We start from the raw sequence: 24856 nt of genomic DNA, 5'->3' as shown, positions 1-24856 counted from the left end.
CGGCCCTAGGACGGCTTGGCGGAGGACCAGGCGGTGACGGTCACCTTGTCGTCACAGAAGGCGAACACGCCGTCGTCCATGGCGATCTGGTGCTTCCCCGCGCCGAGTACGCCGATGACCACCGTCGGGTAGGAGCCCGGGGTCGCGCCGGAGACGCAGTAGCCGTCCGCCTCGCCCTGGACCTGGACGAAGGTGAGCTTGGTCCAGGCGCGGGCGCCCGGGGCCAGCACCACGTTGGCCGCGTCGGGGCCGGTGTGGGTGGTGGCCAGCGGCTTGTTCTTCTCCGGGGAGCCGTTGCCCGCCGCCGCGACCGTCGGGTACCCGTACACCTTGCAGGGGGAGGCGGAGGTGTTGGTGACGGAGACGACGGCGGCCCCGGTTCCGGTGCCCGACGGGCGGACGTCGGCCTGGTGCCCTTCGGAGACCTTGATGTCGGCGACCGTGCAGGGCTTCTTCGTCACCCCGCCGCCTCCGCCGGTACCGCCCGAGGAGGACCCGCCCGAGGACGACGCGCTGCCCGAGGGCGACGCACCGCCCGTGGCACCTCCGCTGGTCGTTCCGCCCTTGTCGCCGCCGGTGGGCGTCGGCCCGGCCGGCCGCGAGGCTGTGGCCGGCGCCGAGGGGGCGGCGGCTTCGCCGCCGTCGCCGGTGGGCGTACAGCCCGTCATCAGAGCCGCTGCTGCCAGGACCGCCGCCAGGGCCGACGCGGTCCGGCCGATGCCTGCTGTGTACTGCATTGGGTGCTCCCCGAGGTTCACGACCGGTCACGCACCGGCACTCGCGTGCAGGAACACGGTTCACGGACCCGAGCAGGTTCCCGCCGCACGCTGCTGTGGCGGTTCCGTGACGCGCCCATGACGTACGGCCGCCACCCGGGCGCCGCACCCGTCTAGGGGACAAGTCAGGGGTCGGTACCCGATGCGACTCGGGGTGACGCGTCCGTAGCGTCCTGCGTATGACCACACCCCGAACTGTTTTCCTCGCAGCCCCTGTTCTGACCGGGGCCTACGGCGTCATCCGGATCCTCGACGGTCTCGACGGCAGCCGCGGTCCGGGCTTCGCATGGAGCCTAGGGCACCTGTGCTTCCTCGGTGCGCTGGTCCTCTTCGTCCAAGGATTCGCCGCGATGCGGGCGATGGCCGGCGGCGGCAAGCTGTCCGCCGTGGGTCTGTGGACCGGCGTGGCCGGAGCGGTGTCGCTGGCGGGGCAGTTCGCGATCGACCTCGTCGTCGGCTTCATGTCCGCGGACCGGGGTGCCATGGAAGAGATGTTCACCAGGGTCCAGGACATACCCGGCATGCTCCCGGTGATCTATGAGTTCGGTCCGCTGCTGTTCTTCGTGGGCCAACTGATCCTGGTCTCCCAGCTCGCGGCGCGCCGCGTCCTGAAGCCGTGGGCGCCCGTTCTGGTCCTCGTCAACGCCGTGGTGCCCCTGGCCGGCAAGGACCTCATACCCCTTGGAGCCGTGCTCCTCCTGGTCGCCTTCGCCCCGCTCTACCGCACCCGTGAGACGGTCGCGGCCGACCCGAAGGTGCCGGTGGCCTGACCGCCTAGGGCCTGTCGTCACACTCCCGTCTGCCGCGCGACGCCTGGCACGCGCTCTCGCCGCACCGGGCGAAAACCAAGTACGTCCAGTACGCGGGCTTCCGCCCGGCACGCCGAGAGCACGCACCAGACGCCGCGAGGCCGCCCTTCGGGCGACGACGGGAGTGTGACGACAGGCCCTAGACCCGGCGCAGGGCCAGGTCCGCCAGGGCTTCCGGGGCGCCCGGCTGGTCGCGGATGCCGGGGAAGGCGTTGACGTCCACGATCAGGGGGGAGCCGTCGGAGGTGGCGATGATGTCCACGCCGTAGACGTCCAGGGAGTAGACCTCGCCGACCCGGCGGGTCAGATCGGCCCAGCCCTCCGGGATCCGGGGCAGCGGCAGGGTCGGGCCGCGGCCCTCCGGGGAGAGTTCCGAGCGGCGCAGGGCCGCGAAGACGCGGTCGCCGATGGCCCAGAGCTTGTGGTCCCAGCCGCTGTTCGGGGCGAAGTCCTGGATCACCACCGGCTCGTCGGGCCACAGGTCCGCCAGCTCCCCGAGGCGCACGGTGTCGTCGACCCGCGCCACGAGGTCCGCGCGGCGGCTGTGGCGGCTCTTGACGACCACGGGGGAGGCCGGCGCCGCCCCGGCCGCCCACGGTGCGAGCGCGCCGACGGTACGGGTTCCCGCGAACGGCAGCCCGGCCCGGACCGCCAGCTCCGCCATCAGGGTGCGGTCCTGGCAGAGCGTGGTCGCCGCGGCGGAGTTGACCACCGGCGCCCCGAGCCGCTCCAGGCGCCGGGCCAGTTCCAGTCCGGACGGGGTGTGTGCCTTGAGGAGGTACACGTCGGCCGGAGCCCCGGCGGCCGCGTCCGGAGCGCCGGGATCCAGCAGCTCCACCCCGTGTCCGGCGGCCCGTAGGAGGCCGGCCGCCGCGGACAGCAGCGGATGCCCTGGGTTGTCCGTGATCAGGCCGATCCTCATGCGGGCTCTCCCGTGGGTGCGGCCGGCGGGGTGACGACCGCGACGGGACTGGCAGGGGCGGCCGCCGTGGTCTGCAGGGGGATCGACACCGCCTGTCCGGACCAGCGCGGGGGCGCGGCCCCGGCCCCGGCCCCGGCGCCGGGCCGCGAACCGGCGCCCCGGGCGAGACCCAGTACCGCGCGGGCCACCCGGGCCGCCGCGTCGGGGACCTGACGGAAGCTCGGGAAGTCGTTCACGTCCACGACCACCGGCCCGTCGGGGCCCAGCAGCACGTCCACCCCGTACAGGTCGAGCCCGTACACCTCCCCGACCCGCGCGCCGATCTCCGCGATCTCGGCGGACAGCGGGACGAGGCGCTCCGGGACGGAGGTGTCCGGATGCAGGGGAGAGCGGCGCTCGGTGGCGAAGAGCTCCCCGCCGACCGCGTACACCTTGAGGTCGGTGCCAGAGTTCGGCACGTACGGCTGCGCGACGAGCATGCCCTCGCCGGCCAGTTCGGGGAGCATGGCGGCCAGCCGCTCGGGCGAGGAGACCAGGTGCACGGCCCGACCGGAGCTGCCGTCGGCGGGTTTGACGACCAGCGGGTACTCCGACGCCGGGATCTCGGCCAGCAGCTCCGGCCGGGCCGCCGCGTACGTCGGCGGCAGCGGCAGCCCCCGGCCGCGTCCGATGGCGGCGGCCAGCGCCTTGTCCCGTACGCCCCGGATCGCGCGGGCGTCGTTGACGGTGGTGGCACCGGCCGCGGCGGCGGCTTCGAGCAGGGTCAGCCCCGGCCCGCCGGACACCGTCTTGAGGACCCAGGCGTCATGGGCGCCGGCCTCCACCGCCTCGCTCATCCGCAGCAGCGAACCACCGGGCCGCAGTACCTCCACCCGGTGCCCCCAGGCCTTCAGTTGCCGGACCACCTCGTTCGGCATGCCGTCGTGGCGGTAGTGCTCCTCCACCAGGAAGCAGAGCCTCATGGACCTTCCCCATATTCCCCGGACGTCCGCCGATCCCGTCCGGCGAGTTGTGACGTCACAGGATGTCATGGGTCGCAATGTGATGATCGGTCCGTGTACGCAGCCATCCGCAACGGCGCCGCCGCGCCTAGGGGGAGGGCTTCCAGACCGGATCCCAGAGCCGGACCACCGCGAACGTCGCGAGCGTGGACGGCGTGACAGACGCGGTGATGTACAGGGTGCGTCGGGCGAAGTCGACGGGGGACAGGGCGGTGTACGACCCGTGCGGCAGGCCCATGAGCAGCAGGGAGACCCCGACCGAGATCCCGACGGGCAGGAACAGCGCGAGCGCCGCGACGCCGAACCATCCGCGAGCAGGGCCTCCGCGGCCCGCGAACCACCGGGTGGCGAGGCCCAGTGCCGGAACCACACCGCTCGCGGTCGTGAGTCCGGCCAGCACCACCACCGCGTCCCATCGGAAATCGAACCCGGGGGCCGGTCGCAGGGAGCAGAGGACCATGAGGGACATGCCCAGCCCGACCGACCACGTCAGCCCACGACGTTGTTTCACGGATTTCCCCCGATGTCAGGCGTAGGTGTGCGTGGGCGGAGTCTCGCCCAAGGGCCCAGCGGCGCGACGGGTTTTCCGCCGGATGCCCGTCCTCTGTCGGCAACCGGACGGACATTGCCGCGATCCCCGCGATGTACCTTCTCCGCAGAGGGTCACATAAGACCCTTTACCGGTCGCGGTTGAGCGGAAAACTTGTCAGGGGCTGCCCAAAGCGATCAACAACTCTCCTATAGTGATGCCTCGTTGCCAGGAACCTTCTCCTCCATTTACGCCCGGTATGAGGCTTTGATTGATGACGGCGCCGCCCTCCCCCCTTCGCCCCTCCGCGCTGGCCCTGCTGATCACCGCAGTTGCCGGTGGCGCGCTCACCACGGCGGCGGTGGCCGCGGCCCCGTCGTCCATCGCCACCGCCCTGGGCTGGTTCGCCGGCGCGGGCGTCCTGCTCCTCGCGGTCGCGGCCTTCGCGGTGACCTGGTGCGCGCGCACCTCCCGGACGCAGCGCGGCCGCATCTCCGGGCTGAGCGCCGAACTGGTCGCCCGTGACGGGCACATCGCCCGGCTGATCGCCGACGCGACCCGTGACGCCGCCGCGCACACCGCCGAACGGGGCCGGCTCACCGCAGAACACGCCGCGGTACTCGAGCGGCTGACGGGTGACCACGCCGCCGCGCTGGAACACCTGGCAGGCGCGCACTCCGCCGAACTCGACGGACTGGCCGCCGCCCAGAACGCCTCCCGCGAGCGGCTCGGCGGCGAGCTGCGCCGCGCCGAGTCCGGCCGGGCCGCGGCCATGGCCGCGGCAGCCAACGCCGCCGGCCGGATGCAGGCCCTGGCCACCGGGATGCTCGCCGACCTGCGCGACATGGAGCACCGGCACGCCGACGAGGACGTCCTCGGCGACCTGCTCCACCTCGACCACCGCACCGCCCAGGCCGGCCGCCTCGCCGACTCCATCGCCGTACTGACCGGGGCCCGTTCGGGCCGCCGCTGGGCGAAGCCGATCGTCATGGAGTCCATCCTGCGCGGCGCGATGGGCCGCATCGGCGGCTACCAGCGGGTCAGGCTCCACTCCACCAGCGACGCCGCCGTCGCCGGACACGCGGCCGAGGGCGTCATGCACGCCCTCGCCGAACTCCTCGACAACGCGGCCAACTTCTCCCCGCCGACCGCCGAGGTCCACGTCTACGTGGAGGAGGTGCCGTCCGGGATCGTCATCACCGTCGAGGACAGCGGCCTCGTCATGAGCGAGGTCCAACTGCGCCGCGCCGAACAGGCCGTGACCGCTGTCTCCCTGGACCTGGCCGGACTGTCCGGCACCCGGCTCGGCCTCGCCGTGGTCGGCCGGCTCGCCCGCAAGCACGGACTGACCGTCTCCTTCCGGCCCTCCGCCCGCGGCGGTACGGGCGCCCTGATGATGCTCCCGCAGGAACTCATCAGCCGCACGGCCGCCGAAGCCCCCGCCGCGCCCCTCGCCATCCCGGCGCAGCCGTCCGCCCGGGTCGCGCAGGAGGCTCCCGCGGCGGCCGAAGTCCCCGCCGAGCCCGAGCCCGAGGCCGTGCACGACACCGCCGCCGGCCGGGACGACACCGTCCGCGCGCAGGACCGTACGGCGGCGGACCGGGGGACCGGAGCCCCCGGCACCGGTGCTGGTACTGACACAGACGGCGCCGCCGAGTCCGAATCCACCGGCGAGCACCCGCACTTCGGCGACAGCGGCCTGCCCCAGCGCCGCCGCGGCCGGACCATGGCAGCGGCCCACCCCGAGGGCACGGACGGCGCGGGCACCGAGACCCGCACCGCCCCGGCCCCGGGCTCCACCACGGCCTCCGCACCCGGCGGGGCGTCCCGGTCGGCCGCGCGGTTCGGCAGCTTCCGCCAGGCCGTCCGCGGCGGCGGCGCCGCCCCGGGCGAAGCAGCCCCGGGCGAAGCAGCCCCGGGCGAAGCAGCCCCGAGCGAAGCAGCCCCGGGCGAAGCAGCCCCGGGCGAAGCAGCCCCGGGCAGCGCCGACGCCCCCGGCGACGAGCAGCAGCCCGCGCACACCCCAGACTCGGAAGGCAACACGCGATCATGACCGGCTTCACCACCGACGAGACGCTCAACTGGCTCCTCGAAGGCCTCCTGGAGCGCACACCGGGCGCCCGCCACGCCCTCGTGCTCTCCCGCGACGGCCTCAAGCTGTGCCGCACGCCCGAGCTCTCCGTCGACCAGGCCGACCAGCTCGCCGCGATCGCCGCCGGCATCCAGAGCCTGTCCCACGGGGCGTCCATCGAGTTCGGCGACGGAACCGGCGGAGTGCGCTCGGCCATGAGCGAGTTCTACGGCGGGATCCTCTTCATCGTCGAGGCCGGCGAAGGCGCGCACCTCGCGCTCGTCGCGAACGAGGACGCCGACGCCGGACTCGTCGGCCACAACATGTCCGAACTGGTCGAGCAGCTCGGCGAACACCTCATCGCCAGGCCCCGGGGATGAGCCGGCCCCGGCCGGGCCGGGACGATTCGCCGGACCGGCTCTACACCCTCACCGGTGGCCGCAGCCGCTCCGGATCCGACGTCTTCGACCTGGTCACCCTGGTCGTCGCCGAAAGCGATCCGGTGCCCGGCATGCAGTCCGAGCACGCGGCGATCCTGCGGATGTGCCAGTTCCCCACGGCCGTCGTCGAGATCGCGGCCGAGCTCGGGCTGCCGGTGTCGATCGTACGGATCCTGCTGGCCGACCTGCTCGCCACCGGACGGATCCGCGCCCGGCACCCGCGTACGGCGAACTCGGCGTACAGCTTTACCGACCCCGACATCCTGGAGCAGGTGCTCGTTGGACTCCGCAATCTCTGACGCGACGATCCCCGAAGCCGCGTCGCCGCACCCGGCCGAGGCCGAGCCGCTCCGGCCCCGCCAGGCACTGCGCAGCACGGCAGACAACGGGCTGAAGATCGTCATCGTGGGCGGTTTCGGCGTGGGCAAGACCACGATGGTCCGCTCGGTCAGCGAGATCCGCCCGCTGAACACCGAAGAGACCATGACCAAGGCCGGCGAGGCCGTGGACGACACCCAGGGGATCGCCGGGAAGAGCGCCACCACCGTGGCCTTCGACTTCGGGCGCATCACCCTCGACGCCCGCAACGTGCTCTACCTGTTCGGCGCCCCCGGCCAGGAGCGGTTCTGGTTCCTGTGGGACCGGCTCTTCTCCGGCACCCTCGGCGCCGTCGTCCTCGTCGACACCCGCCGCCTGGCGGACTCCTGGTACGCCATCGACCGGCTCGAACACCACGGCACGCCCTTCGTCGTGGCCTGCAACGACTTCGGCGGCCCCGAGCACACCCCGGAGCAGATCCGCGCCGCCCTCGACCTGCCCGACGGCATCCCGCTGGTGTTCTGCGACGCCCGCTCCCGGGAGTCCAGCAAGCAGGTCCTGATCTCCCTCGTCCAGCACCTCCAGACGGCCGCGCTGTCGCACGCCCGGCCGAGCCGCCAGCCGAGCCCCCTGTCCCAGACCCCGGAGCCCACCCCGTGACCTGCCCCGCCGCCCCCGAGCACCAGCCCGTCTACCTCGGCGGCCCCCGGTTCCAGACCGACCCCGCCGAGCTGTACCGCGAGATGCGCCGCGACCACGGCGCCGTCGCCCCGGTCGTCCTCGACGGAGACGTGCCGGCCTGGCTGGTCCTCGGCTACCGCGAACTGCACCAGGTCACCAGCGACCCCGTGCTCTTCTCCCGGGACTCCGAGCTGTGGAACCAGTGGGACCGCATCCCCGCCGACTGGCCCCTGCTCCCGATGATCGGCCGCCGCCAGCCGTCGATCCTCTACACCGTCGGCGAACGCCACCGCGAGCGGGCGGCCGTCATCTCCGAGGCCCTCGAAGCCGTCGACCCCTTCGAACTCAAGGGGCACGCCGAACGGTTCGCCGACGAGCTGATCGACGAACTGTGCGGCAAGGGCTCCTGCGACATCGTCGGCGAGTACGCCATGCTGCTCCCGCTGCGCGTCCTCGCCCGCCTCTACGGGTTCTCCGACGAGCAGGGCCCCGGACTCGTGCACGCCATGAACGAGATGATCAACGGACGTGAGGGCGCCCTGGAGGGCCAGCGCCACCTCGCCGAGTCGATGTTCGCGCTGCTCTCCGCCAAGCTCGCCGAACCCGGACCCGACGTGGTCTCCCGGATGCTCGCCAACCGGTCCGGCTTCACCGTGGAGGAGGTCGCCCAGGACCTCATGGTCATGATGGCCGCGGGCCACCAGCCCACCGCCGACTGGATCGGCAACTCCCTGCGCCTCATGCTCACCGACGACCGCTTCGCCGCCTCGCTGGCGGGCGGCCGGCACAGCGTCGGCGAAGCCATGAACGAGGTGCTGTGGGAGGACACCCCCACCCAGAACGTGGCCGGCCGCTGGACCTCCCGCGACACCCACCTGGGCGGACAGCGCATCGGCAGCGGCGACCTCGTCCTGCTCGGCATCGGGGCCGCCAACGCGGACCCGCACGTGCGCACCGACGCGGGAGAGCTGACCGGCGGCAACAACGCCTTCTTCTCCTTCGGGCACGGCGAACACCGCTGCCCCTTCCCCGCCCAGGAGGTCGCCGAGGTCATCGCGCGCACCGGCATCGAGGTGCTCCTCGACCGGCTGCCCGACGTGGACCTCGCCGTGCCCGCCGGGGACCTGGCCCGCCGCCCCTCGCCCTGGCTGCGCGGCCTTTCCGTCCTGCCCGTGACCTACACCCCGACCCCCGCCCTTGGAGCCACCCGATGACGTGCCCGATCGACCACACCGGCCCCGCGGCCATCGTCCTGGACCCCTTCGTCGCCGACCTCGACGCCGAGAGCGCCGCACTGCGCGCCGCGGGCCCCCTGGTCAAGGTGGTCCTCCCCGGTGACGTGGCCGTGTACGCCGTCACGCACCACGCCGAGGCCCGCAAGCTGCTCACCGACCCCCGCATCGTCAAGGACATCGACGTGTGGGGCGCCTGGCAGCGCGGGGAGATCCCGATGGACTGGCCGCTGATCGGCCTCGCCAACCCCGGCCGCTCCATGCTCACCGTGGACGGCGAGGACCACCGCCGGCTGCGCACCCTGGTCGCACAGGCCCTGACCGTGCGCCGGGTGGAGAAGCTGCGCGCCGGCATCGAGGCGCTGACCACCGGGATGCTGGACAAGCTGGCCGGACTGCCGGCCGGCGAGACGGTGGACCTCAAGGCGCAGTTCGCGTACCCGCTGCCGATGAACGTCATCAGCGACCTGATGGGCGTCGACGCCGAGGAACACCCGCGCCTGAAGGCCCTGTTCGAGAAGTTCTTCTCCACGCAGACCCTGCCCGAGGAGGTGCCGCAGATGATGGCGGACCTCGGCGCGCTGTTCTCCCGCATCGTCGAGGCCAAGCGCGAGAACCCGGGCGACGACCTCACCAGCGCCCTCATCGAGGCCTCGGAGGACGGCGACCACCTCACCACCGAGGAGATCACCAACACCCTCCAGCTGATCGTCGCCGCCGGCCACGAGACAACCATCAGCCTGATCGTCAACGCGGTCGTCGCCCTGGAGACCCACCCGGAGCAGCGCGACCTCGTCCTCAAGGGCGAGGTCTCCTGGGAGAACGTCATCGAGGAGACCCTGCGCTGGTCCAGCCCCACCTCGCACGTCCTGATCCGCTTCGCCACCGAGGACGTGGAGGTCGGCGACCGGATCCTGCCCAAGGGCGAGGGGCTGATCGTCTCCTTCGGCGCGCTCGGCCGCGACGAGGCCCAGTTCGGCGACACGGCGGGCGAGTTCGACGCCACCCGCACCCCGAACCGGCACATCTCCTTCGGCCACGGCCCCCACGTCTGCCCCGGCGCGGCCCTCTCCCGCCTGGAGGCCCTGGTGGCCCTCCCGGCCCTCTACGCCCGCTTCCCGGACCTCACCCTGGCCGTCCCTGCGGCCGAGCTCCGCAACAAGCCGATCCTCACCCAGAACGACCTCTTCGACCTCCCGGTCCGCCTGGCCTGACCTCCGCTGCCCCGCCCCTCGAACCGAGCGGGGGCGGGGCAGCGATTTTAATCGGATGTGCTTACTGGGCACGGTTGTTAGGTTCGGCGTGTGCCGAAGCTGAATCAGATCATCGCAGTCGAAAAGGGCGTCAAGTCCAAGGCCCTCCAGGAGCTCACCCAGGCTCACCAGGACGTGCAGAAGCCCGCCCTGCTGGCCGGCATCTCCCGGACCTACCAGCCCAAGGACGAGGAGGGCGAGCAGCTCCCGCCCGAGTCCACCCGGGTCCAGATCAAGGCCGAGGACGCCCTGCGGGCGACCGCCTCGACCCTCACCCGGCTCTTCGACGTGACCGCGACGAAGGACTGGGCGAACCGGTCCGCGGTCGCGGACGTGGTGGTCGACGGCACGGTCCTGCTGCCCCAGGTGCCCGTCCCGTACCTGCTGTTCCTGGAGAAGCAGCTCACCGACCTGCACACCTTCGTGCGCAAGCTGCCGGTGCTCGACGCCTCCGAGTCGTGGAACCTGGACCCCTCGACGGACGCGTGGAAGACGGACCCCGTGCGGACCATCCGCACGAAGAAGGTCCCGCGCAACCACGTGAAGGCCGAGGCCACGGAGAAGCACCCGGCGCAGGTCGAGGTGTACTACGAGGACGTGGCGGTGGGCTACTGGACCACCGTGAAGTTCTCCGGCGCGCTGCCCGCCCGGCGGGTCAACGAGCTGCTCGACCGGGTCGAGAAGCTCCAGCAGTCCGTCAAGTTCGCCCGCGAGGAGGCGAACAACACCGAGGTCACCGACCAGCGCATCGGCGACGCGGTATTCGGCTACCTCTTCCGGTAGCCCCACATTCGCCCTCCGTCGCGAGCGGAGGGTGCGCGATGAGCGCAAGCTGAAACTGATGTTGAAGCTGATTCAGGGGTGTCAGTTGGGGGTTCGAATCCCTCTCCCCGCACCACATGCGGGGGTGGCCCAAGCCCGGCAGAGGCGGCCCCGTCAAACTCAGATTCTCGCTCCAGTCTCAGTATTCGCCGCCGAACACCGGATCGACCGAGCGCGGGCGAACATCGACGGATGGGGGTTCAAGTCCCCTCGGCGGCTCTCTCGTGCCGCTGTAGTTCAAAGGCAGAACACGTCGATCTCAATATGACCCGCGGCTCTTAAACGCCGCCGGTGTGCGCAAATGGGTGGCAAGCTGGAGCCCGGGAGCTGGACATGCTCCCGGGCTCCGTCACGTTGCGCGGCCTCCGCCGTGCGGTGCGGCGCCGGGCCGGCTACGCGGGCACCGGTACCGAGACGAACGCCTTGCCCGACTCGTTCTCCACCAGGACGGCTCGTACGTCCGCCGGGTCCACCGCCGCCGAGCCGTCCAGCGCCGCGCCCTTGCCCTCGCCGTGCTCCGCGGTGCCCACCACCCAGCTGCCCGCCGTGGTGCGCGTACCGTCCCGGGAGACCACGACGATCCGGCAGCGCTGGCCCGCCGGGATCCCCGTCACCGCGGCGTGCACCCGCACCCACTTGGTCGCGGGCGTCACCCGTACGGTCATCCGCGCGCCCGTGCCCGCATCCGTCGCGGAGGCCACCTTGGTCCCCGCCGGCGGCGCGGAAGGCGCGGAAGGCTCGGCCGAAACCGTCGGCCGCGGCCGGGCCTCGACGCCGGTGCTCCCGCCGCCCAGCTGCGCACCGGCCCAGAAGACGGCGGTCAGCGAGGCCGCCACGGCCAGTCCGGTGAAGGCGGTCCGGCGCCGGCGCGCCCCGTCGACTTCCTGGCGCATCTGGCGCAGGGTGCGCTGGAGCAGCAGGTCCCCGCCCTGCGGCGGACCGTCGAGGAACGCCTCGGGGGGCACTTCACCCAGCGCCGCCTCCATCTCGCGCAAAGCCGTCACCTCCTGACGGCACTGCACGCAGCCGTCCACGTGTTCCTCGACCCGGCGGACCTCCGCGTCGTCCAGGACGCCGAGAACGTACGGGCCGAGCAGTTCCTCCTCGTGCCGCTGCCCGTTCATGCCACCACCTCCTGCAGTCCGCCGGGCCGCGGAGAGGGGCCGCCCGTGCGTGTGCTTTCCCTGAAGACTTCTCTGAGCGCCTTGAGCGCGTAGTGCGAGCGCGATTTCACCGTGCCGGCCGGGATGCCGAGGGCGTCGGCCGCCTCGGCGACGCTCTGCTGGCGGTAGTACAACTCCGTCAGCACGTCCCGGTGTTCCGGTGACAGCTGGTCCAGGGCCCCCAGTACGGTCATCGTGTCCACCACCGCGTCGGCGTGGTCCGCCTCCACCGGCGGATTGGCCGGCGATCCGGACACCTCCGGCGGCCGGGCCGCCTTCGCCCGGTACCGGTCCGTGATGATGTTGCGGGCCACCGTGAGCAGCCAGCCGCGTACGGAGCCCTTCCCGTTCACCAGGACCTCGGAGTGGCGCCAGGCCCTGATCAGGGTCTCCTGGACGATGTCCTCGGCCGCGGCCCGGTCTCCGGTCAGCCGGGTCGCGTACGCGAGCAGGGCGTGACCGTGCTCCTCGTACACGGACTTGATCAGTGCCTCGTCGGTCGAGCCCCGCCGAGTGCGGGGCCACAGTGGTCCGGCCATCTCACCCTCTCCGTCTTCCTCGCATTATTTGGTGCGGTCAGAACACGCCGCGCACGGGCACCCGGTTCACGTGACCTGCGTCACCCGGGAGCCGGTGGCCGGATCGCGCCGCCGGTCAGGTCCGGCAGGTGCGGCCCCGGTTGAGGCAGTCCACGACCTCGTCCATCCGCGGGCCCGTCATCACGTTCACGAACATCGCGTGGTCCGTGCTGGGGCTGTGCCGCTGCTCCGGGAATGAGTCGAGTGCGATCGGCGCGCCCGCGGGCACCTCGTAGGCGAGGGAGATCCGCAGGCGCGGCACGGGGAAGGTGTCCTCGGGGCAGACTCCGTTCGCCGCCGGGAAGCCCAGGTGCGAGCGGTGCCCGGCGCTGCTGGTGTCCAGGCCGTTCCAGCAGTTCGGGAAGGTGAGCGTACGGGTGAGGCGCTCGCCCTCGGGACAGCGCGGGTAGCGGGTGGTGGACCGGGCGGGGGAGCCCGAACAGCCCCAGCGGGCCCGCACGTCCTCGTCGGAGTCCGCGGTGAAGGCCACCGCGTCGCCGGTCACCGCCTTCAGGAACCGGGGCATCGCCACCACTTTGCTCACCGGACTGCCGAGGAACTCCACCGACACCGCCGCCTCGGGCAGGATCGTGCCCGCGTTGCCGTGGCCCGCGGAGCCCTCGTGCGGCCGCTCGCCGGGCCGGTCCGTGCGGCGCAGCACCGGCCAGTAGTACGTGGAACGGTCCCCGCCCGCACAGCTGGTGGCGGCCGCGTCCAGGGAGGCGTCGGTGGAGAAGGCGTCCGTGGACAGGTTCCCCACGTAGCCGTGCGTGTGGTGGGCGCCCGAGCGCAGCCCGGGGGAGATGACGAGGTTGTCCTCGTTGTAGTGGCCCTCCCCGTTGCGCCCGCAATCCACCGAAACCCGGCCCGTGGAGGCCTGCGGTCCGGCCGCGGGGGGCTCGGCGGGGCCGGGCGGGACCTCCCCGAAGTCCACGAAGTCGGCGGGCACGGGTCCGCCCGCACCCGCCGGCGGGTGCGGCCCGCCCGCGCGCGCGGCCCCCAGCACGGCAGCGGTCAGCCCGGCGCCCAGCACCAGGAAGATCAGCAGCGTGAGCAGTCGGCGTTCGTTCCCCATGCGGGTCACGGTTGCCGCCCACCCCCGCCCGAGTCAACCGGGCGTCCGCAGGGCGGTCACCGCCCGGCCGGGCGCCACGATCCGTTGAAGGTGTTGCACGCGCGGGCCCCGCGGCCCGGGGACCGCAACCTTTGCCCCCGCTTGACTGTTCATACGGCAAAGCAACCTTCTCGAGCGACCCGCATCGCAACGAAGGACCACCGCCGTGCCCGCTGCCAACCACCTCCTGCACCGCCTGATCAGAGAAACCGGCTGGACCTACGAAGCCCTGGCCCGGCGGCTCAACACGAGCGCGCAGGCGGCCGGCCTCACCACCGGGTACGACCGGACCTCGGTCGCCCACTGGCTGCGCGGCAGCACCCCGCGCGACCCCGTCCCCGGCCTCCTCTGCGAGATCCTCGCCGCCCGGCTGAACCGCCCCGTAGGCCCCGCCGACATCGGCATGCACCACGCCGGCCTGCACCACGCGGCGCTGCACCGCACCGGCTCGAACCGTACCGGCTCGCACCAGACCGGCTCGCACCAGACCGGCTCGCACCACACCGCCCCGGCGCGTCCGGGCACCGACCCCTCCGGCGGCGGTGATCCGGCCCCCGGACTCCACGCCCTGGCTGCGGAGCTCCTCGCCACCGTGCCCGGTCTGCACCCGCACCGCAGGCCCCGCAGCGGCGGTGAGGCGCACCGGGTCCCCGAACAGCGCGACCGGCCCGATGCCGGCCAGGTCCCCGCCCTCTCCCACACCGAACTGCGCCGGGCCGCCGAGAGCTTCTTCACCGGCCAGGTCGACGCCCTAGGCGGGGACGCCACCGCGCCCGTACTCCTCGCGTACCTCCAGAGCACCTTCCGTACGGCCCTCACCGCCACCGGGGACGAAGGCTCCCTGTCCGCCCTGGAGATCGGCCACGCGGCGCGCACGGTGCTGCTCCTGGCCCGCAGCTACGCCGACCAGTGCTCCTTCGCCGAGGCGCGGCGGACCCTGAGCCGGGCCGCCTCGCTCGCGGAGCTGGCCGGGGAGCCCTCCACCCAGGCCATCGCCCTGCGCATGCTCAGCCAGGACGCCCTGGACCAGAACCAGCCGTCCGTCGCCCTCTCCTACGTACGCCAGGCACTGGAGATCGCCCCGGGCGCCCCCGACGCCGTACGGGCCTTCGTCGCGGCCCAGGCGGCCCAGGTGCACGCGGCCCTCGGGGACAGGGCCCAGGCCCTCGCCTGGCTCGACGCCGCCGACCGGGCGCAGGGGGCCGCGGCGGGCGAGCCGGATCCCTTCCACACCTACCGCCCGGCAGCACTGGAGTTCAAGCGCGCGGTGGTCCTCGGCCTGCTCGGAGACCACGGCGCGGCCCACGCTGCCCTGGACGCCTCACTGGCCTCCCGCCCCGCCCAGCAGGAACGCGCGATCATGCTGACCCACGTGGAACGGGCCCGGCTGTACCGGCTCGGCGGCCACGAGCGGGAGGCCGCCGCCGAACTGCGGCACGCCGAAGCCCTGAACCGGGGCGTCCACTCCCCGCGCGCCGCCCGCGAGATCGAACTCCTCGGCCCGGGCGGCTCCCAGCTCCGCTGATCCCGGCTCAGGCCAGCGGTGCCGCGTCGAGCTCGATCACCTCCGCGGGTCCCGCACGGAACGCGGGGCTCGCCGCGTCCGCCTCGATCATGTGCGGGGTGACGTCGTGCGCGGCGAGGGCCGCCCGCGAGGACCATTCCTCGATGAGGGCGAACCGGTCCGGATCGCCGCTCACCCGGTGCATGTCGTAGCGGACGCACCCCACTTCGGCCCGCACGACCGGCGCGAGGCGCTCGTAGGCGTCGATCTGCTCCCGGCCGCGACCCGGGAGGGTGGTGATGAGGATCAGGAGTCGGACCGTCGATGGCGCGGGCAAGGGCAAGGGCATGGGTATGGGCATGGTCATGATCCGAAGACTAGATCGACGGGGCCGGCCGGCGGAAAGGCGTTTCCGCCGGGCTCCCGCATGGCCGGTCCGGTCCTTGCCCGTTTCGGGCCGACCGCGCAGACTGGCCCGGTATGACACCAGAAGACCTCCTTCAGGCCCTCGCCCGCACGCGCGCCTCCCTCGACGGAACCGAGGTCACCTTCTGGTGGACGGGCGACGTCCACTCCTGGGCCCCCGGTGAGCCCTACCGGCGGCTCTTCGGATTCGAAGGCCTCAACGTGGCCCGGCTGGTGGAGGACGAGGCACCGGGGACCTACCAGCTCCTCACCCGCGAGGCCGCGTTCTACCTGGACCCGGTGACCCGCGAGGTCCTGGAGACCTGGGAGGACAAGCCCGTGGTCCACGTCTGGAACGACCCCGCGAACCAGAAGTGGCGTCCCTTCCCGGTCCCCATGACCGAACTGGGCGACCAGGTCTGCTTCAGCCTGGAGATCCCGCTCGCCTACCCCTCCCCGCTGCCCGTCGCGCAGTACCCGGCGAACTCGGCGGACGACACCTACCGGGCCCTGGAGCTCTTCCAGTTCTTCGCCCCCGCCTCGGTCCTCGCCACCGGCGAGCCCAGCGTCCCGTCCACCATGTCCTGGACCCGGATGTCGCCCTGGCTCCCCTGGATGGAACAGGGCCCGCGCCCCGGCGGGCTCGCCTTCCACTGCCGGGGCCGCAAGCTCGACTCCTACGCGGAGGTCCCGGAGCGGACCCGTGCCTACATCGCGGCCCGTCATCCGGAGTTCGCCCACGCCCCCGAGAGGTGGACGGAACCGAACGAGACCAGCTGGACGTACTTCCGCAGGCTCAACCCGCCGTCCGGCCTGCCCGGCGCCTGAGCCGAGCGCGGCAGGTCCGGCCGGCCCCGCCCGAGGGTCTCGCCCGGGCCGGCCCCGCCCGGCGGGCTCTCAGCCGTCGGCCGCGAACCGGTCGAGGGCCCCGAGCACGTGGCCGAGGGTGGCCGCTCCGCCCATGTGGCCCGCCTCCTCCACCACGGTCAACTCCGCGCCGGGCCAGGCGCGGGACAGCTCCCAGGCCGTGTCGAGGGGGCTGCCCATGTCGAGCCGGCCGTGGATCAGGACGCCCGGGATCCCGGCCAGCCGGTGGGCACCGCGCAGCAGCTCGCCCTCCTCCAGCCACGCACCGTGCGAGAAGTAGTGCGAGCAGATCCGGACGAGGGCGACCCGGGCCGCGGGCGGGCGGCCGGTGTACGGCCGGGCGGCGACGTCCGTCTCGCCCGACAGCACCGCGTCCTCCCAGGCGCACCAGTCCGCCGTGGCCTTCGCCCGCACCTCCTCGTCGGGATCGGCCGCCAGGCGCGCGTAGGCCCCGACGAGGTCGCCGTCGCGCGCCGTGCCACCGGATCCGGCGAGGAAGCGGTCCCACTGCTCGGGGAAGTACCGGCCGACGCCGCGGTACAGCCAGTCGATCTCCGAGCGCCGGGTGGTGGTGACGGCCGCGATGACGATCTCGGAGACCCGCTCCGGGTGCCGCTCGGCGTAGGCCAGGATCAGGGTGGAGCCCCACGAGCCGCCGTACAGCAGCCAGCGGCCGATGCCGAGGTGCTCGCGCAGCCGTTCCATGTCGGCGACCAGGTGGCCGGTGGTGTTGAAGCGCATGTCGGTCGCCGGATCGCTCGCGTGCGGGGTGCTGCGGCCGCAGCCCCGCTGGTCGAACAGGACCACCCGGTAGCGTGCCGGATCGAAGAGCCGGCGGGCCTGCTCGGAGCACCCCGACCCGGGACCGCCGTGGACCACGAGAGCGGGCTTCCCGTCCGGATTGCCGCAGACCTCCCAGTAGATGAAGTTTCCGTCGCCGACGTCGAGCATCCCCTTGTCGTAGGGCTCGACCGGCGGGTAGAGCTCTGCCACCCCTCCCGACCTCCTCGTCTCGCCGTCCCGGACCGCCGCTTCCCGTCGGCCCCGTCGGCTTCCGGCCACCCTACGATGCCCTCCCCAGGGTGCGGACAAGGGTTTTCCCCGTATCGAGTTCATCCCCGCTTTGCCTACTGTCTGCCCACCGGCGATCCTCCCCGTCCGAACAGCCCCCGCGCCCACCCCACATGGCGCGAAGCTCGACGCTCGGTCCTTCGCCGGTGCCACCGTTGCCCAGCTCCGACGCTGCGGCGGGCGACGACGTGGTGTGCAGCAGCGGTGGCCGGGCGGGCTTGACCAGCCCGTTCCGGTCCCGCGGCCGCCGGTCAACCTCCCACACTGCACCAACCGGCCGTCCCGGCGCGTTCTGTGGCGGCCCGCGAAAGGGAACACCGTGCACGCATCCAGACGACGCAGGCTCATATCCGTGGTGGCGATGTCCGTCACCCTGCTCGCCGGCACCGCCACCACCTCCCTGGCGCTGTCCGCCGCGGATCCCGCCCCCGGATCGCAGCTCCCGGCTGCCGGCGCCCCCGCCGCCGCGGCCCCCGTCGAGAACCTCATCGTCGGGTACAAGTCCTCGGCCGCCGAGGCGGGCTCCAACTCCGCCGCCGCCGCCGACGTGGCGGCCAAGGGCAAGAAGGCCTCGAAGAAGGCCACCTTCGAGCGCCGCCTCGGCACCGGAGCCGCCCTCGTCACCCTCGGCGCCCCGGCCGACGCGGCCGCCGTCATGGCCCAGTTCCGTGCCGACCCCGACGTCGCCTACGTCGAGGCCGACTCCCGTGCCTACGCACTCGCCGTCACCCCCAACGACACCGAGTACGCCAGGCAGTGGGACCTCTTCGAGCCCGCCGCCGGCATGAACGTCCCGGCCGCCTGGGACACGACCACCGGCTCCGGCGTCACGGTCGCCGTGATCGACACCGGCTACGTCGCCCACTCCGACCTGGCCGCCAACGTGGTCGCGGGCTACGACTTCATCGCCAGCTCCACCGCCGCCCGCGACGGCAACGGCCGCGACAACAACCCGGCCGACCAGGGCGACTGGAGCGCGGCCGGCGAGTGCGGCACCGGCTCCAAGGCCAGTGACTCCTCCTGGCACGGCACCCACGTCGCCGGCACCATCGCCGCCGCCACGAGCAACTCCAAGGGCATCGCCGGCATCGCGTACGGCGCGAAGATCCAGCCCGTCCGCGTCCTCGGCAAGTGCGGCGGCGCCACCTCGGACATCGTCGACGCCATCACCTGGGCCTCCGGCGGCACCGTCTCGGGCATCCCGGCCAACGCCACCCCGGCCAAGGTCATCAACATGAGCCTCGGCGGCTCGGGCGCCTGCACCGCCACGTACCAGAACGCCATCAACGCCGCCGTCGGCCGCGGCACGACCGTCGTCGTCGCCGCCGGCAACAGCAACTCCGACGCGGCCGGCTTCTCGCCCGCCAGCTGCAACAACGTGATCAACGTCGCCGCCAGCAACCGCACCGGCGACCGCTCCTTCTACTCGAACTACGGCGCGATCATCGACGTCGCCGCCCCGGGCGGTGAGACCCGCCGCGCCACCGACACGCCCGGCACCATCACCACGCCCGAGAACGGCATCTGGTCCACCCTGAACACCGGCGCCACCACCCCCGGCGCCGAGAACTACGAGCCCTACCAGGGCACCAGCATGGCCGCCCCGCACGTCGCGGGCCTCGCCGCCCTGCTGAAGTCGGCGAACTCCGCGCTGACCCCGGCCCAGATCGAGTCCGCGATCAAGGCGAACACCCGCCCGCTGGCCGGCACCTGCACCGGCGGCTGCGGCACCGGCCTCGCCGACGCCGCCGCGACCGTGGCCGCCGTGACCTCGACGCCGCCCACCCCGGGCTTCGAGAACACCACGGACTTCGCGATCGGTGACAACACCACCGTGGAGAGCCCGATCACCGTCACCGGTGTCACCGGCAACGCCCCGGCCACCCTCAAGGTCGGCGTGAACATCGTCCACACCTACATCGGTGACCTCAAGGTCGACCTGGTCGCCCCCGACGGCTCCGTGTACACGCTCCACAACCGCACCGGCGGCAGCGCCGACAACATCGCCACGACCTACACCGTCAACGCCTCCACCGAGGTCGCGAACGGCACGTGGAAGCTGCGCGTCAACGACAACGCCGGCGGCGACATCGGCAAGATCGACTCCTGGAACCTCGCCTTCTGAGCGCGGTCCCACCCGGTTCCACCCAGCCCCCCACACCCCAGCCCGACCGGTCCTGAACTCCCTCTGACGGAGCGATAGTACGGACCAAGCGAGCCCGCCGGACCCGCCGATGCACCGCGTATCGGCAGGTCCGGCGGGTTTTCCTGTCACGTGACTGGAATCTGCGTCACAATCCGGGTCCGCCGGGCATCCGACCTCGTATTGTCGCGTCTCACAGGAAGGGCACAGGAACGGGCAAGCGAGAGGCTGGTGGCTGTGCGTGGTGGTGTCGACGGGACACGCTGACACGACCGTCGGACTCCCGACCGTCGGAAACGGCGAACTGATCAAGGCGGTCGACCGCGCGCTGACCACGCACGGGCGCGCCCTGCTCACCGGACCCGCGGGCTCCGGCAAGACCGAGGTGCTGCGCGCCCTCACCGAGGCCGCCGCGCTGCGCCACGAAACCGTGCTGTGCCTCGCCCCCGGAGCCACCGACCGGTGGATACCCGAAGCCTCCGCCGCCGCTCTCCTCGCCTCCGTGCCCGCCACCGCGCTGGACAGCCTCTCCGGCCCGCAGCGCACCGCCATCGCCCTCCTGCGCCGGGAAACCGACGCGCCCCGGGCCGGCCGCGACCACGTCGCCCTGCGCCTCGCCGTCGTCGAGGTGCTGCGCGGCCTCGCCGACCGCGGACCCGTCCTGCTCGCGCTCGACAACGCCCAGTGGCTCGACGCGGAGAGCACCGACCTGCTCCGCTTCGCCCTGCGCCTGACCCCGCCGCGGGTACGGGTCCTCGCCGCCGAATGCGTCCAGGGCGGGGCCCCGCTCAGCGAGGCCCTCTGCGGACCGGACACCCCCCAGATACGGGTACCCCCGCTCGGCACCGACGACGTCGCCGAACTGCTCGTGCGCCGCGGACTGCCGGCCCGCCTCGCCGGCCGCATCCACCAGGCCAGCGGCGGCAACCCCCGCCTCGCCCTGGCGCTGGGCCACTCCCTCGCCGAAGCCGCCGGCTCCCGCGAGGGCGGCGCCCACCACGCCGATCCGCTGCCCGTCTCCGGCCAGGCCCGCGAGGTGGCCCGCCGTCTCCTCGGCGTCGTGCCCGCCCAGGCCCGGCGGACCCTGCTGTACGCCGCCCTCGCCGCGCGCCCCACCACCGCGCTGCTGCGGCGGGCCGGGCGACCGGACGCGGAGGCCGAGCTCGCCGTGGCCGAACGGGCCGCGCTGCTCACCGTGGAAGAGGACGGCACGATCCGGTTCACCGCCGGGGCCCTGCCCACCGCGCTGGCCGCCGACGCGGGCTGGCCCGAACGCGCCGCCGGGCACGCCGCCCTGGCCGCCGCCGTCGACGACCCGGTCCAGGCCGTACGCCACCGCGCGCTCGCCGTGGACGCCCCCGACGAGCAGCTCGCCGCCGAGATCAGCGAGGCCGCCGCCTCCTGCAGGCGCCGCGGCCAGCGGGCCCTGGCCGCCGAGCTCGGCCTGCTCGCCGCCGACCGGACCCCCTGCCACCTGCCCGCCGCGGAACTCGCCCGGCTCGTCTGCGCCGCCGAGGACGCGGGCTGGGCCGGCCGCGCAGACCTGGCCCGCCGCGCCACCCGCGCCGTACTCGCCCGCGACGCCTCGCCCGCCGACCGGGTGCGGGCCCGCCTCGCCGTCATCGACGCCGAGGGCCAGGCCCTCGGATCCCTCGACGAGACCTTCGCGCACGCCACGGCCGACGCCGAGGGAGACCCCGCGCTGGAGGCCGCCATCCGGCTGCGGCTCGCCTGGAAGCACAACCTCAGCGACGGCGATCCCGTCCGCTCCCGCGACGCCGCCGCGCAGGCCGGCGTACTGGCCCGCGCGGGCGGCGACCAGGTAGCGGAGGCCATGGCGCTGACCGTACGGGCCCGGATGGGCCGCATCCTCGGTGATCCGGACGCCGAGGAGATCCTCGCCGAGGCACTCGTCCTGCCCGCACCCGACGTACCCCTCGGCATGCGCAACGCCCCGCAGTACCTCGCCGTCCGCCACGCCCTCTTCGACGACCGGCTCGCCGACGCGGGCCGCCAGCTCCTGGTGCTGCTGCCCGTGGTGCGGCGCACCGGATCCGCCGAGGACGTCTTCGAAGTCCTGCGCAGCCTCACCGAGGTGGAACTGCGCCGGGGCAGGTGCGCGGCGGCCAGGGCGCACGCCCGCGACGCCCTGCGGCTGACCGTCGAGGCGGGCCTGTCGCCCGGGCCCGCCTGGTACCTGACCGCCCTGGCCGAGGCCATGGGCGGGGGATTCGCACGCGCCGCCGGTTACGCCCGGCGCGGCATCCAGGCCTCCGAGGAGGAGCACGACCAGGTCTTCCTCTCCCGTGGCCTGTACGTGCTCGGCCTGGTCGAGCTGGCCACGGGCGAGGCCGCGAAGGCAGTGGTCACCCTGCGCCGCGTGGCCGAACTGGAAGCCGCCCAGCAGGTGGTCGACCCCTCGATCCTGCGCTGGCACGGGGAGCTGGCCGAAGCCCTGGTCGCCACCGACGCGCCCGACGAGGCCGCCGAGCTGCAGGCCGGGGTCCGTACGACGGCCCTCGCGCTCGGCCGCACCAGCGTGATCGCGGCCCTCGACCGGGCCCGCGGGCTGTGCCTGTCCGCGCACGGCGACGCCGAGGCGGCCGTCGCCCTCCTGGAGGACACCGCCGAGCGCTTCGAGCGCCTCGAACTGCCCCTGGAGCGGGCCCGTACGCTGCTCGCGCTCGCCCGGGTGGAGCGCCGCCGCCGGCGGCGCGCACCCGCGCGCGCCGCACTGACGGCGGCCGCGGAGGCCTTCGCCCGGGCCGGCGCGACCCCCTGGGCGGAGCTCGCGCGGGAGCCGTCCCCGTCGCCGTCCGGGAGTGAGGGCGGCGGCGGGGCCCGGCCCCTGGCCGCCCTCACGGAGGCGGAGGCCCGCCTCGCGGTGCTGGTGGCCCAGGGCGCCAGCAACCAGGAGGCGGCGGCGAAGCTCTTCGTCAGCGTGAAGACCGTGGAGGCCCGGCTGACCCGGATCTACCAGAAGCTCGACGTCCGGTCCCGGGCCCAGCTGGCCACCACGCTGCGGACGAGCTGACCTGAGACCTGCTGACCGAAGGTGCGCCGGCCCGGCTCAGCAGCTCAGGTTGTTGCCCGGGGTCACGCCCAGGAGCTGGGTGAAGCTCTGGTACGTGTTGATCCGGCTCTGCACCTGCGCGGGGTTGCCGCCGTTGCACTCCAGGGCGCCGTTGATGGAGCGGATGGTCTCGCCGAAGCCCGCGCCGTTCACCATGGCGGCGTGGGCGGTCATCGTGCCCGGGCCGTTCTGCGTGTTCCAGTACCAGAGCGCGGTCTTCATCGCGACGGCCGGGTCCTGCTCCACCAGGTAGGGGTTGGCCAGGAGGTTGATGCCCAGGGCGTCGCCGGCCGCCTTGTAGTTGAAGTTCCAGCTCAGCTGGATGGGCCCGCGCCCGTAGTAGGCGGCCTGCCCGGCGGGACAGCCGTAGGGCTGGTTCGCGTCGCAGTAGTGCGGGTAGTTCGCGGTGTTCTGCTCGACGATGTGCACCAGCCCGCCGGTCTCGTGCGAGACGTTGGCCAGGAACGCCGCGGCTTCGCGCCGCTTGACGGTGTCGTCACCGGTGGTGGCGAAGCCGGGGTAGGCCGACAGGGCCGCGACCAGGCCGTTGTAGGTGTAGAAGGAGTTCCGGTTCGGGAACATCTGGTTGAACTGGGCCTCGCTGACCACGAATCCGGACGGGTTGGGGGTGGTCGGGTCCGGGTTCGGGGTCGTTCCGCCGCCGCAGACGCCCTGGTCCGACCAGACGCCCCACTGGCCGGTGGTGCCCGGGGTCTCGCCCTGGGTCCACCACTTGGCCTGCCAGTTGTGGCCGCCGTACGAGGCGTTCATGCCGCCGGTGTAGACGGCCGAGGTCGCCCACGCGCCGGCGCAGGCGGGAGCCGCGGCGGCGGGGGAGGAGGGGAGGGCGATCGCGATGCCGAGGGTGACGGCCGCGGTGGCGGCCAGCGTCAGGGCGCGGCGGCGCAGGGTGCGTATCACGGAAGTTCTCCTTCAGCGGGGGGAGTTGCCGTGGGGGGCAACGGTCGACATACGACTGCGCCCACTGAAGCGAGGATGGTCTGGACCTGTCAAGGTCTAGACCAAAACGAAGCGCCGGTGCCACGCCCCGAAGGGCGGTGCACCGGCGCTCGGTTCTTGGGTCAGCTACCGGCGGAGAGGTTGCCGGAGAGGACCGGGATGTTGTTCAGGATGTGCGAGGCGGTCTCGTCACCCTTGGCCTGGGTGGAGTTCTCGGCGCACTGCTGGTTCTGCGGGTTGGACGCGATCGGGATGTCCTGGACGCCGACGTTGACCAGGGCCAGGATCGACTGGGCGTTGACCTTCGCGGGCAGGCCGACACAGAGCTTGTTCAGGGAGCCCTGGATGGCGGACATCTGCGGGCTCATCGAGCCGGCGGTCTCCTGGTTGCCGTAGACCTGGGAGGACTCGTTGCCGTTGACCGTGTTGACGCCGTTGTCGTTGCCGATCGCCATCGCCGGGGAGGCTACGGCGGCACCGGCACCCAGAACGGCGGCGGTGGCGGCTGCGGTGGCCATGAACTTCTTGAGCATGTGGGAGATCCTTCTTCTGTCGCACTGTCGCATGAGATAGCTGCCCTCGGCGGGACGAGCTGCTCAACTGCCGTGGACACCGGGGGTTATCACCCATCACCCGACTGGCTCAACCTTGCACTCCACCGGTGCGGTCGCGCGTCGGCCGATTGACCCAACGCCGACGGGCGGGCGGATCCCGTTCCCCGGGTGCGTACGTGCACGTGCGCCCCGGGTTCGCGCCCCGCGCGCCGGGGGATGCCGTCCCCGACCGGATCCGGACCGTATGCGGGTCCCGGGCCCCGTCGGGGTCGGCAGGGGCGGCGGCGCGGCCATGCGACGCCGCCGCGGTCAGCCGGTCTTGCGCCGGACCTTCTTGTTCTTGCCCCCGGGGTTGCCGCCGGCGCCCTGGATCTTCGCCCGGCTCTGGTGTGCCTGCTGCGACTGGGCATTGGCGGCGTTCCGCTCCAGGGCCTCCTTGAACTTGCGCTTGGCCTCCTCGGCCGGCGACTCGTTCTGCGGGGTGTCTGATTCTTCTGACATGCGTCCTCCTGGAATGTTCTGAAGCCGTTGCAGTCTGTCAGGTGGTGTTTCCCCTGGCCAACGCGTTCG

The 24856-nt window shown here is 73.0% G+C and carries 24 protein-coding genes; 12 read left to right on the top strand and 12 right to left on the bottom strand.

Annotated elements, in window-relative coordinates:
• Positions 1 to 5 precede the first annotated feature (5 nt).
• On the bottom strand, positions 6 to 737 hold the full coding sequence (locus tag ACODT5_RS05500; protein WP_422518052.1) for a DUF4232 domain-containing protein: 732 nt from the start codon (positions 735 to 737) through the stop codon (positions 6 to 8).
• A gap of 218 nt (positions 738 to 955) precedes the next feature.
• Between ACODT5_RS05500 and ACODT5_RS05495 the strand changes: the two genes are divergently transcribed.
• Positions 956 to 1546 (top strand): hypothetical protein, encoded by a 591-nt coding sequence (locus ACODT5_RS05495; RefSeq protein ID WP_422518051.1) that lies wholly within the window; start codon positions 956 to 958, stop codon positions 1544 to 1546.
• 178 nt (positions 1547 to 1724) lie between these two features.
• On the opposite strand, the gene ACODT5_RS05490 is transcribed toward ACODT5_RS05495, so the two are convergent.
• The 3 genes from ACODT5_RS05490 to ACODT5_RS05480 form a co-directional block, all read right to left on the bottom strand.
• The gene (locus ACODT5_RS05490; protein WP_422518050.1) at positions 1725 to 2507 is read right to left on the bottom strand and encodes an ATP-grasp domain-containing protein; all 783 of its coding nucleotides are present in this window, start codon (positions 2505 to 2507) and stop codon (positions 1725 to 1727) included.
• Entirely contained in the window at positions 2504 to 3469 is a 966-nt protein-coding gene (locus tag ACODT5_RS05485; RefSeq protein ID WP_422518049.1) for an ATP-grasp domain-containing protein, read from the bottom strand. The genes ACODT5_RS05490 and ACODT5_RS05485 overlap by 4 nt, the downstream gene beginning before the upstream one ends.
• Positions 3470 to 3596: 127 nt before the next feature.
• Positions 3597 to 4019 carry a hypothetical protein gene (locus ACODT5_RS05480; RefSeq protein WP_422518048.1) on the bottom strand — a complete coding sequence of 141 codons (423 nt, stop codon included), beginning with the start codon at positions 4017 to 4019 and terminating at the stop codon, positions 3597 to 3599.
• Between the two features lie 292 nt (positions 4020 to 4311).
• On the opposite strand from ACODT5_RS05480, the gene ACODT5_RS05475 reads away from it, so the two are divergent.
• The 7 genes from ACODT5_RS05475 to ACODT5_RS05445 all read left to right on the top strand — a co-directional run bounded on the left by ACODT5_RS05475 (position 4312) and on the right by ACODT5_RS05445 (position 10815).
• A complete protein-coding gene (locus ACODT5_RS05475; protein WP_422518047.1) occupies positions 4312 to 6090 on the top strand; it encodes an ATP-binding protein in 1779 nt (592 codons plus the stop codon).
• Entirely contained in the window at positions 6087 to 6488 is a 402-nt protein-coding gene (locus ACODT5_RS05470) for a roadblock/LC7 domain-containing protein (RefSeq protein ID WP_422518046.1), read from the top strand. The genes ACODT5_RS05475 and ACODT5_RS05470 overlap by 4 nt, the downstream gene beginning before the upstream one ends.
• Complete coding sequence (locus tag ACODT5_RS05465; protein ID WP_243333039.1) at positions 6485 to 6847, top strand: DUF742 domain-containing protein; 363 nt, start codon at positions 6485 to 6487, stop codon at positions 6845 to 6847. Before ACODT5_RS05470 ends, ACODT5_RS05465 begins: the two co-directional genes overlap by 4 nt.
• Complete coding sequence (locus tag ACODT5_RS05460; RefSeq protein WP_422518045.1) at positions 6828 to 7526, top strand: GTP-binding protein; 699 nt, start codon at positions 6828 to 6830, stop codon at positions 7524 to 7526. Before ACODT5_RS05465 ends, ACODT5_RS05460 begins: the two co-directional genes overlap by 20 nt.
• Entirely contained in the window at positions 7523 to 8761 is a 1239-nt protein-coding gene (locus tag ACODT5_RS05455; RefSeq protein WP_422518044.1) for a cytochrome P450, read from the top strand. The genes ACODT5_RS05460 and ACODT5_RS05455 overlap by 4 nt, the downstream gene beginning before the upstream one ends.
• On the top strand, positions 8758 to 9993 hold the full coding sequence (locus ACODT5_RS05450) for a cytochrome P450 family protein (protein ID WP_422518043.1): 1236 nt from the start codon (positions 8758 to 8760) through the stop codon (positions 9991 to 9993). The genes ACODT5_RS05455 and ACODT5_RS05450 overlap by 4 nt, the downstream gene beginning before the upstream one ends.
• Positions 9994 to 10083: 90 nt before the next feature.
• Positions 10084 to 10815 (top strand): DUF7873 family protein, encoded by a 732-nt coding sequence (locus tag ACODT5_RS05445; protein WP_266912131.1) that lies wholly within the window; start codon positions 10084 to 10086, stop codon positions 10813 to 10815.
• 431 nt (positions 10816 to 11246) lie between these two features.
• Here the strand turns inward: ACODT5_RS05445 and ACODT5_RS05440 are convergent, their stop codons facing one another.
• From ACODT5_RS05440 to ACODT5_RS05430, 3 genes are all read right to left on the bottom strand, one after another.
• The gene (locus ACODT5_RS05440; RefSeq protein WP_422518042.1) at positions 11247 to 11978 is read right to left on the bottom strand and encodes an anti-sigma factor family protein; all 732 of its coding nucleotides are present in this window, start codon (positions 11976 to 11978) and stop codon (positions 11247 to 11249) included.
• Positions 11975 to 12556, bottom strand: a complete 582-nt coding sequence (locus tag ACODT5_RS05435) for a sigma-70 family RNA polymerase sigma factor (RefSeq protein WP_422518041.1) — start codon at positions 12554 to 12556, stop codon at positions 11975 to 11977. The genes ACODT5_RS05440 and ACODT5_RS05435 overlap by 4 nt, the downstream gene beginning before the upstream one ends.
• Positions 12557 to 12671: 115 nt before the next feature.
• Positions 12672 to 13670: a DUF1996 domain-containing protein gene (locus tag ACODT5_RS05430; RefSeq protein ID WP_422518040.1), complete on the bottom strand. Its 999-nt coding sequence runs from the start codon at positions 13668 to 13670 to the stop codon at positions 12672 to 12674.
• 205 nt (positions 13671 to 13875) lie between these two features.
• Between ACODT5_RS05430 and ACODT5_RS05425 the strand changes: the two genes are divergently transcribed.
• Positions 13876 to 15234 carry a tetratricopeptide repeat protein gene (locus tag ACODT5_RS05425; protein ID WP_422518039.1) on the top strand — a complete coding sequence of 453 codons (1359 nt, stop codon included), beginning with the start codon at positions 13876 to 13878 and terminating at the stop codon, positions 15232 to 15234.
• A gap of 7 nt (positions 15235 to 15241) precedes the next feature.
• On the opposite strand, the gene ACODT5_RS05420 is transcribed toward ACODT5_RS05425, so the two are convergent.
• Positions 15242 to 15580 carry a putative quinol monooxygenase gene (locus ACODT5_RS05420; protein WP_422518038.1) on the bottom strand — a complete coding sequence of 113 codons (339 nt, stop codon included), beginning with the start codon at positions 15578 to 15580 and terminating at the stop codon, positions 15242 to 15244.
• 113 nt (positions 15581 to 15693) lie between these two features.
• On the opposite strand from ACODT5_RS05420, the gene ACODT5_RS05415 reads away from it, so the two are divergent.
• Complete coding sequence (locus ACODT5_RS05415) at positions 15694 to 16446, top strand: DUF1838 family protein (RefSeq protein ID WP_422518037.1); 753 nt, start codon at positions 15694 to 15696, stop codon at positions 16444 to 16446.
• A gap of 69 nt (positions 16447 to 16515) precedes the next feature.
• Here ACODT5_RS05415 and pip read toward each other — a convergent pair whose 3' ends face one another.
• Complete coding sequence (gene pip, locus ACODT5_RS05410; protein ID WP_422519562.1) at positions 16516 to 17436, bottom strand: prolyl aminopeptidase; 921 nt, start codon at positions 17434 to 17436, stop codon at positions 16516 to 16518.
• Positions 17437 to 17917: 481 nt separating this feature from the next.
• Here pip and ACODT5_RS05405 point away from each other — a divergent pair, with 481 nt between their 5' ends.
• Entirely contained in the window at positions 17918 to 19681 is a 1764-nt protein-coding gene (locus ACODT5_RS05405; protein ID WP_422519561.1) for a S8 family peptidase, read from the top strand.
• Between the two features lie 259 nt (positions 19682 to 19940).
• A complete protein-coding gene (locus ACODT5_RS05400) occupies positions 19941 to 22733 on the top strand; it encodes a helix-turn-helix transcriptional regulator (protein ID WP_422518036.1) in 2793 nt (930 codons plus the stop codon).
• A 36-nt stretch (positions 22734 to 22769) separates the two neighbouring features.
• On the opposite strand, the gene ACODT5_RS05395 is transcribed toward ACODT5_RS05400, so the two are convergent.
• The 3 genes from ACODT5_RS05395 to ACODT5_RS05385 all read right to left on the bottom strand — a co-directional run bounded on the left by ACODT5_RS05395 (position 22770) and on the right by ACODT5_RS05385 (position 24787).
• Positions 22770 to 23681 (bottom strand): glycoside hydrolase family 19 protein, encoded by a 912-nt coding sequence (locus tag ACODT5_RS05395; RefSeq protein ID WP_422519560.1) that lies wholly within the window; start codon positions 23679 to 23681, stop codon positions 22770 to 22772.
• A gap of 173 nt (positions 23682 to 23854) precedes the next feature.
• Positions 23855 to 24265, bottom strand: a complete 411-nt coding sequence (locus ACODT5_RS05390; protein ID WP_422518035.1) for a rodlin — start codon at positions 24263 to 24265, stop codon at positions 23855 to 23857.
• Between the two features lie 330 nt (positions 24266 to 24595).
• Positions 24596 to 24787 (bottom strand): DUF5302 domain-containing protein, encoded by a 192-nt coding sequence (locus ACODT5_RS05385; RefSeq protein WP_243333056.1) that lies wholly within the window; start codon positions 24785 to 24787, stop codon positions 24596 to 24598.
• Positions 24788 to 24856 lie beyond the last annotated feature (69 nt).

The organism is Streptomyces tatrensis, assembly GCF_049310065.1.
GTDB lineage: Bacteria > Actinomycetota > Actinomycetes > Streptomycetales > Streptomycetaceae > Streptomyces.
The sequence above is the reverse complement of the archived record's forward strand: the minus strand, read 5'-3'. Positions and strand labels throughout refer to the sequence as shown.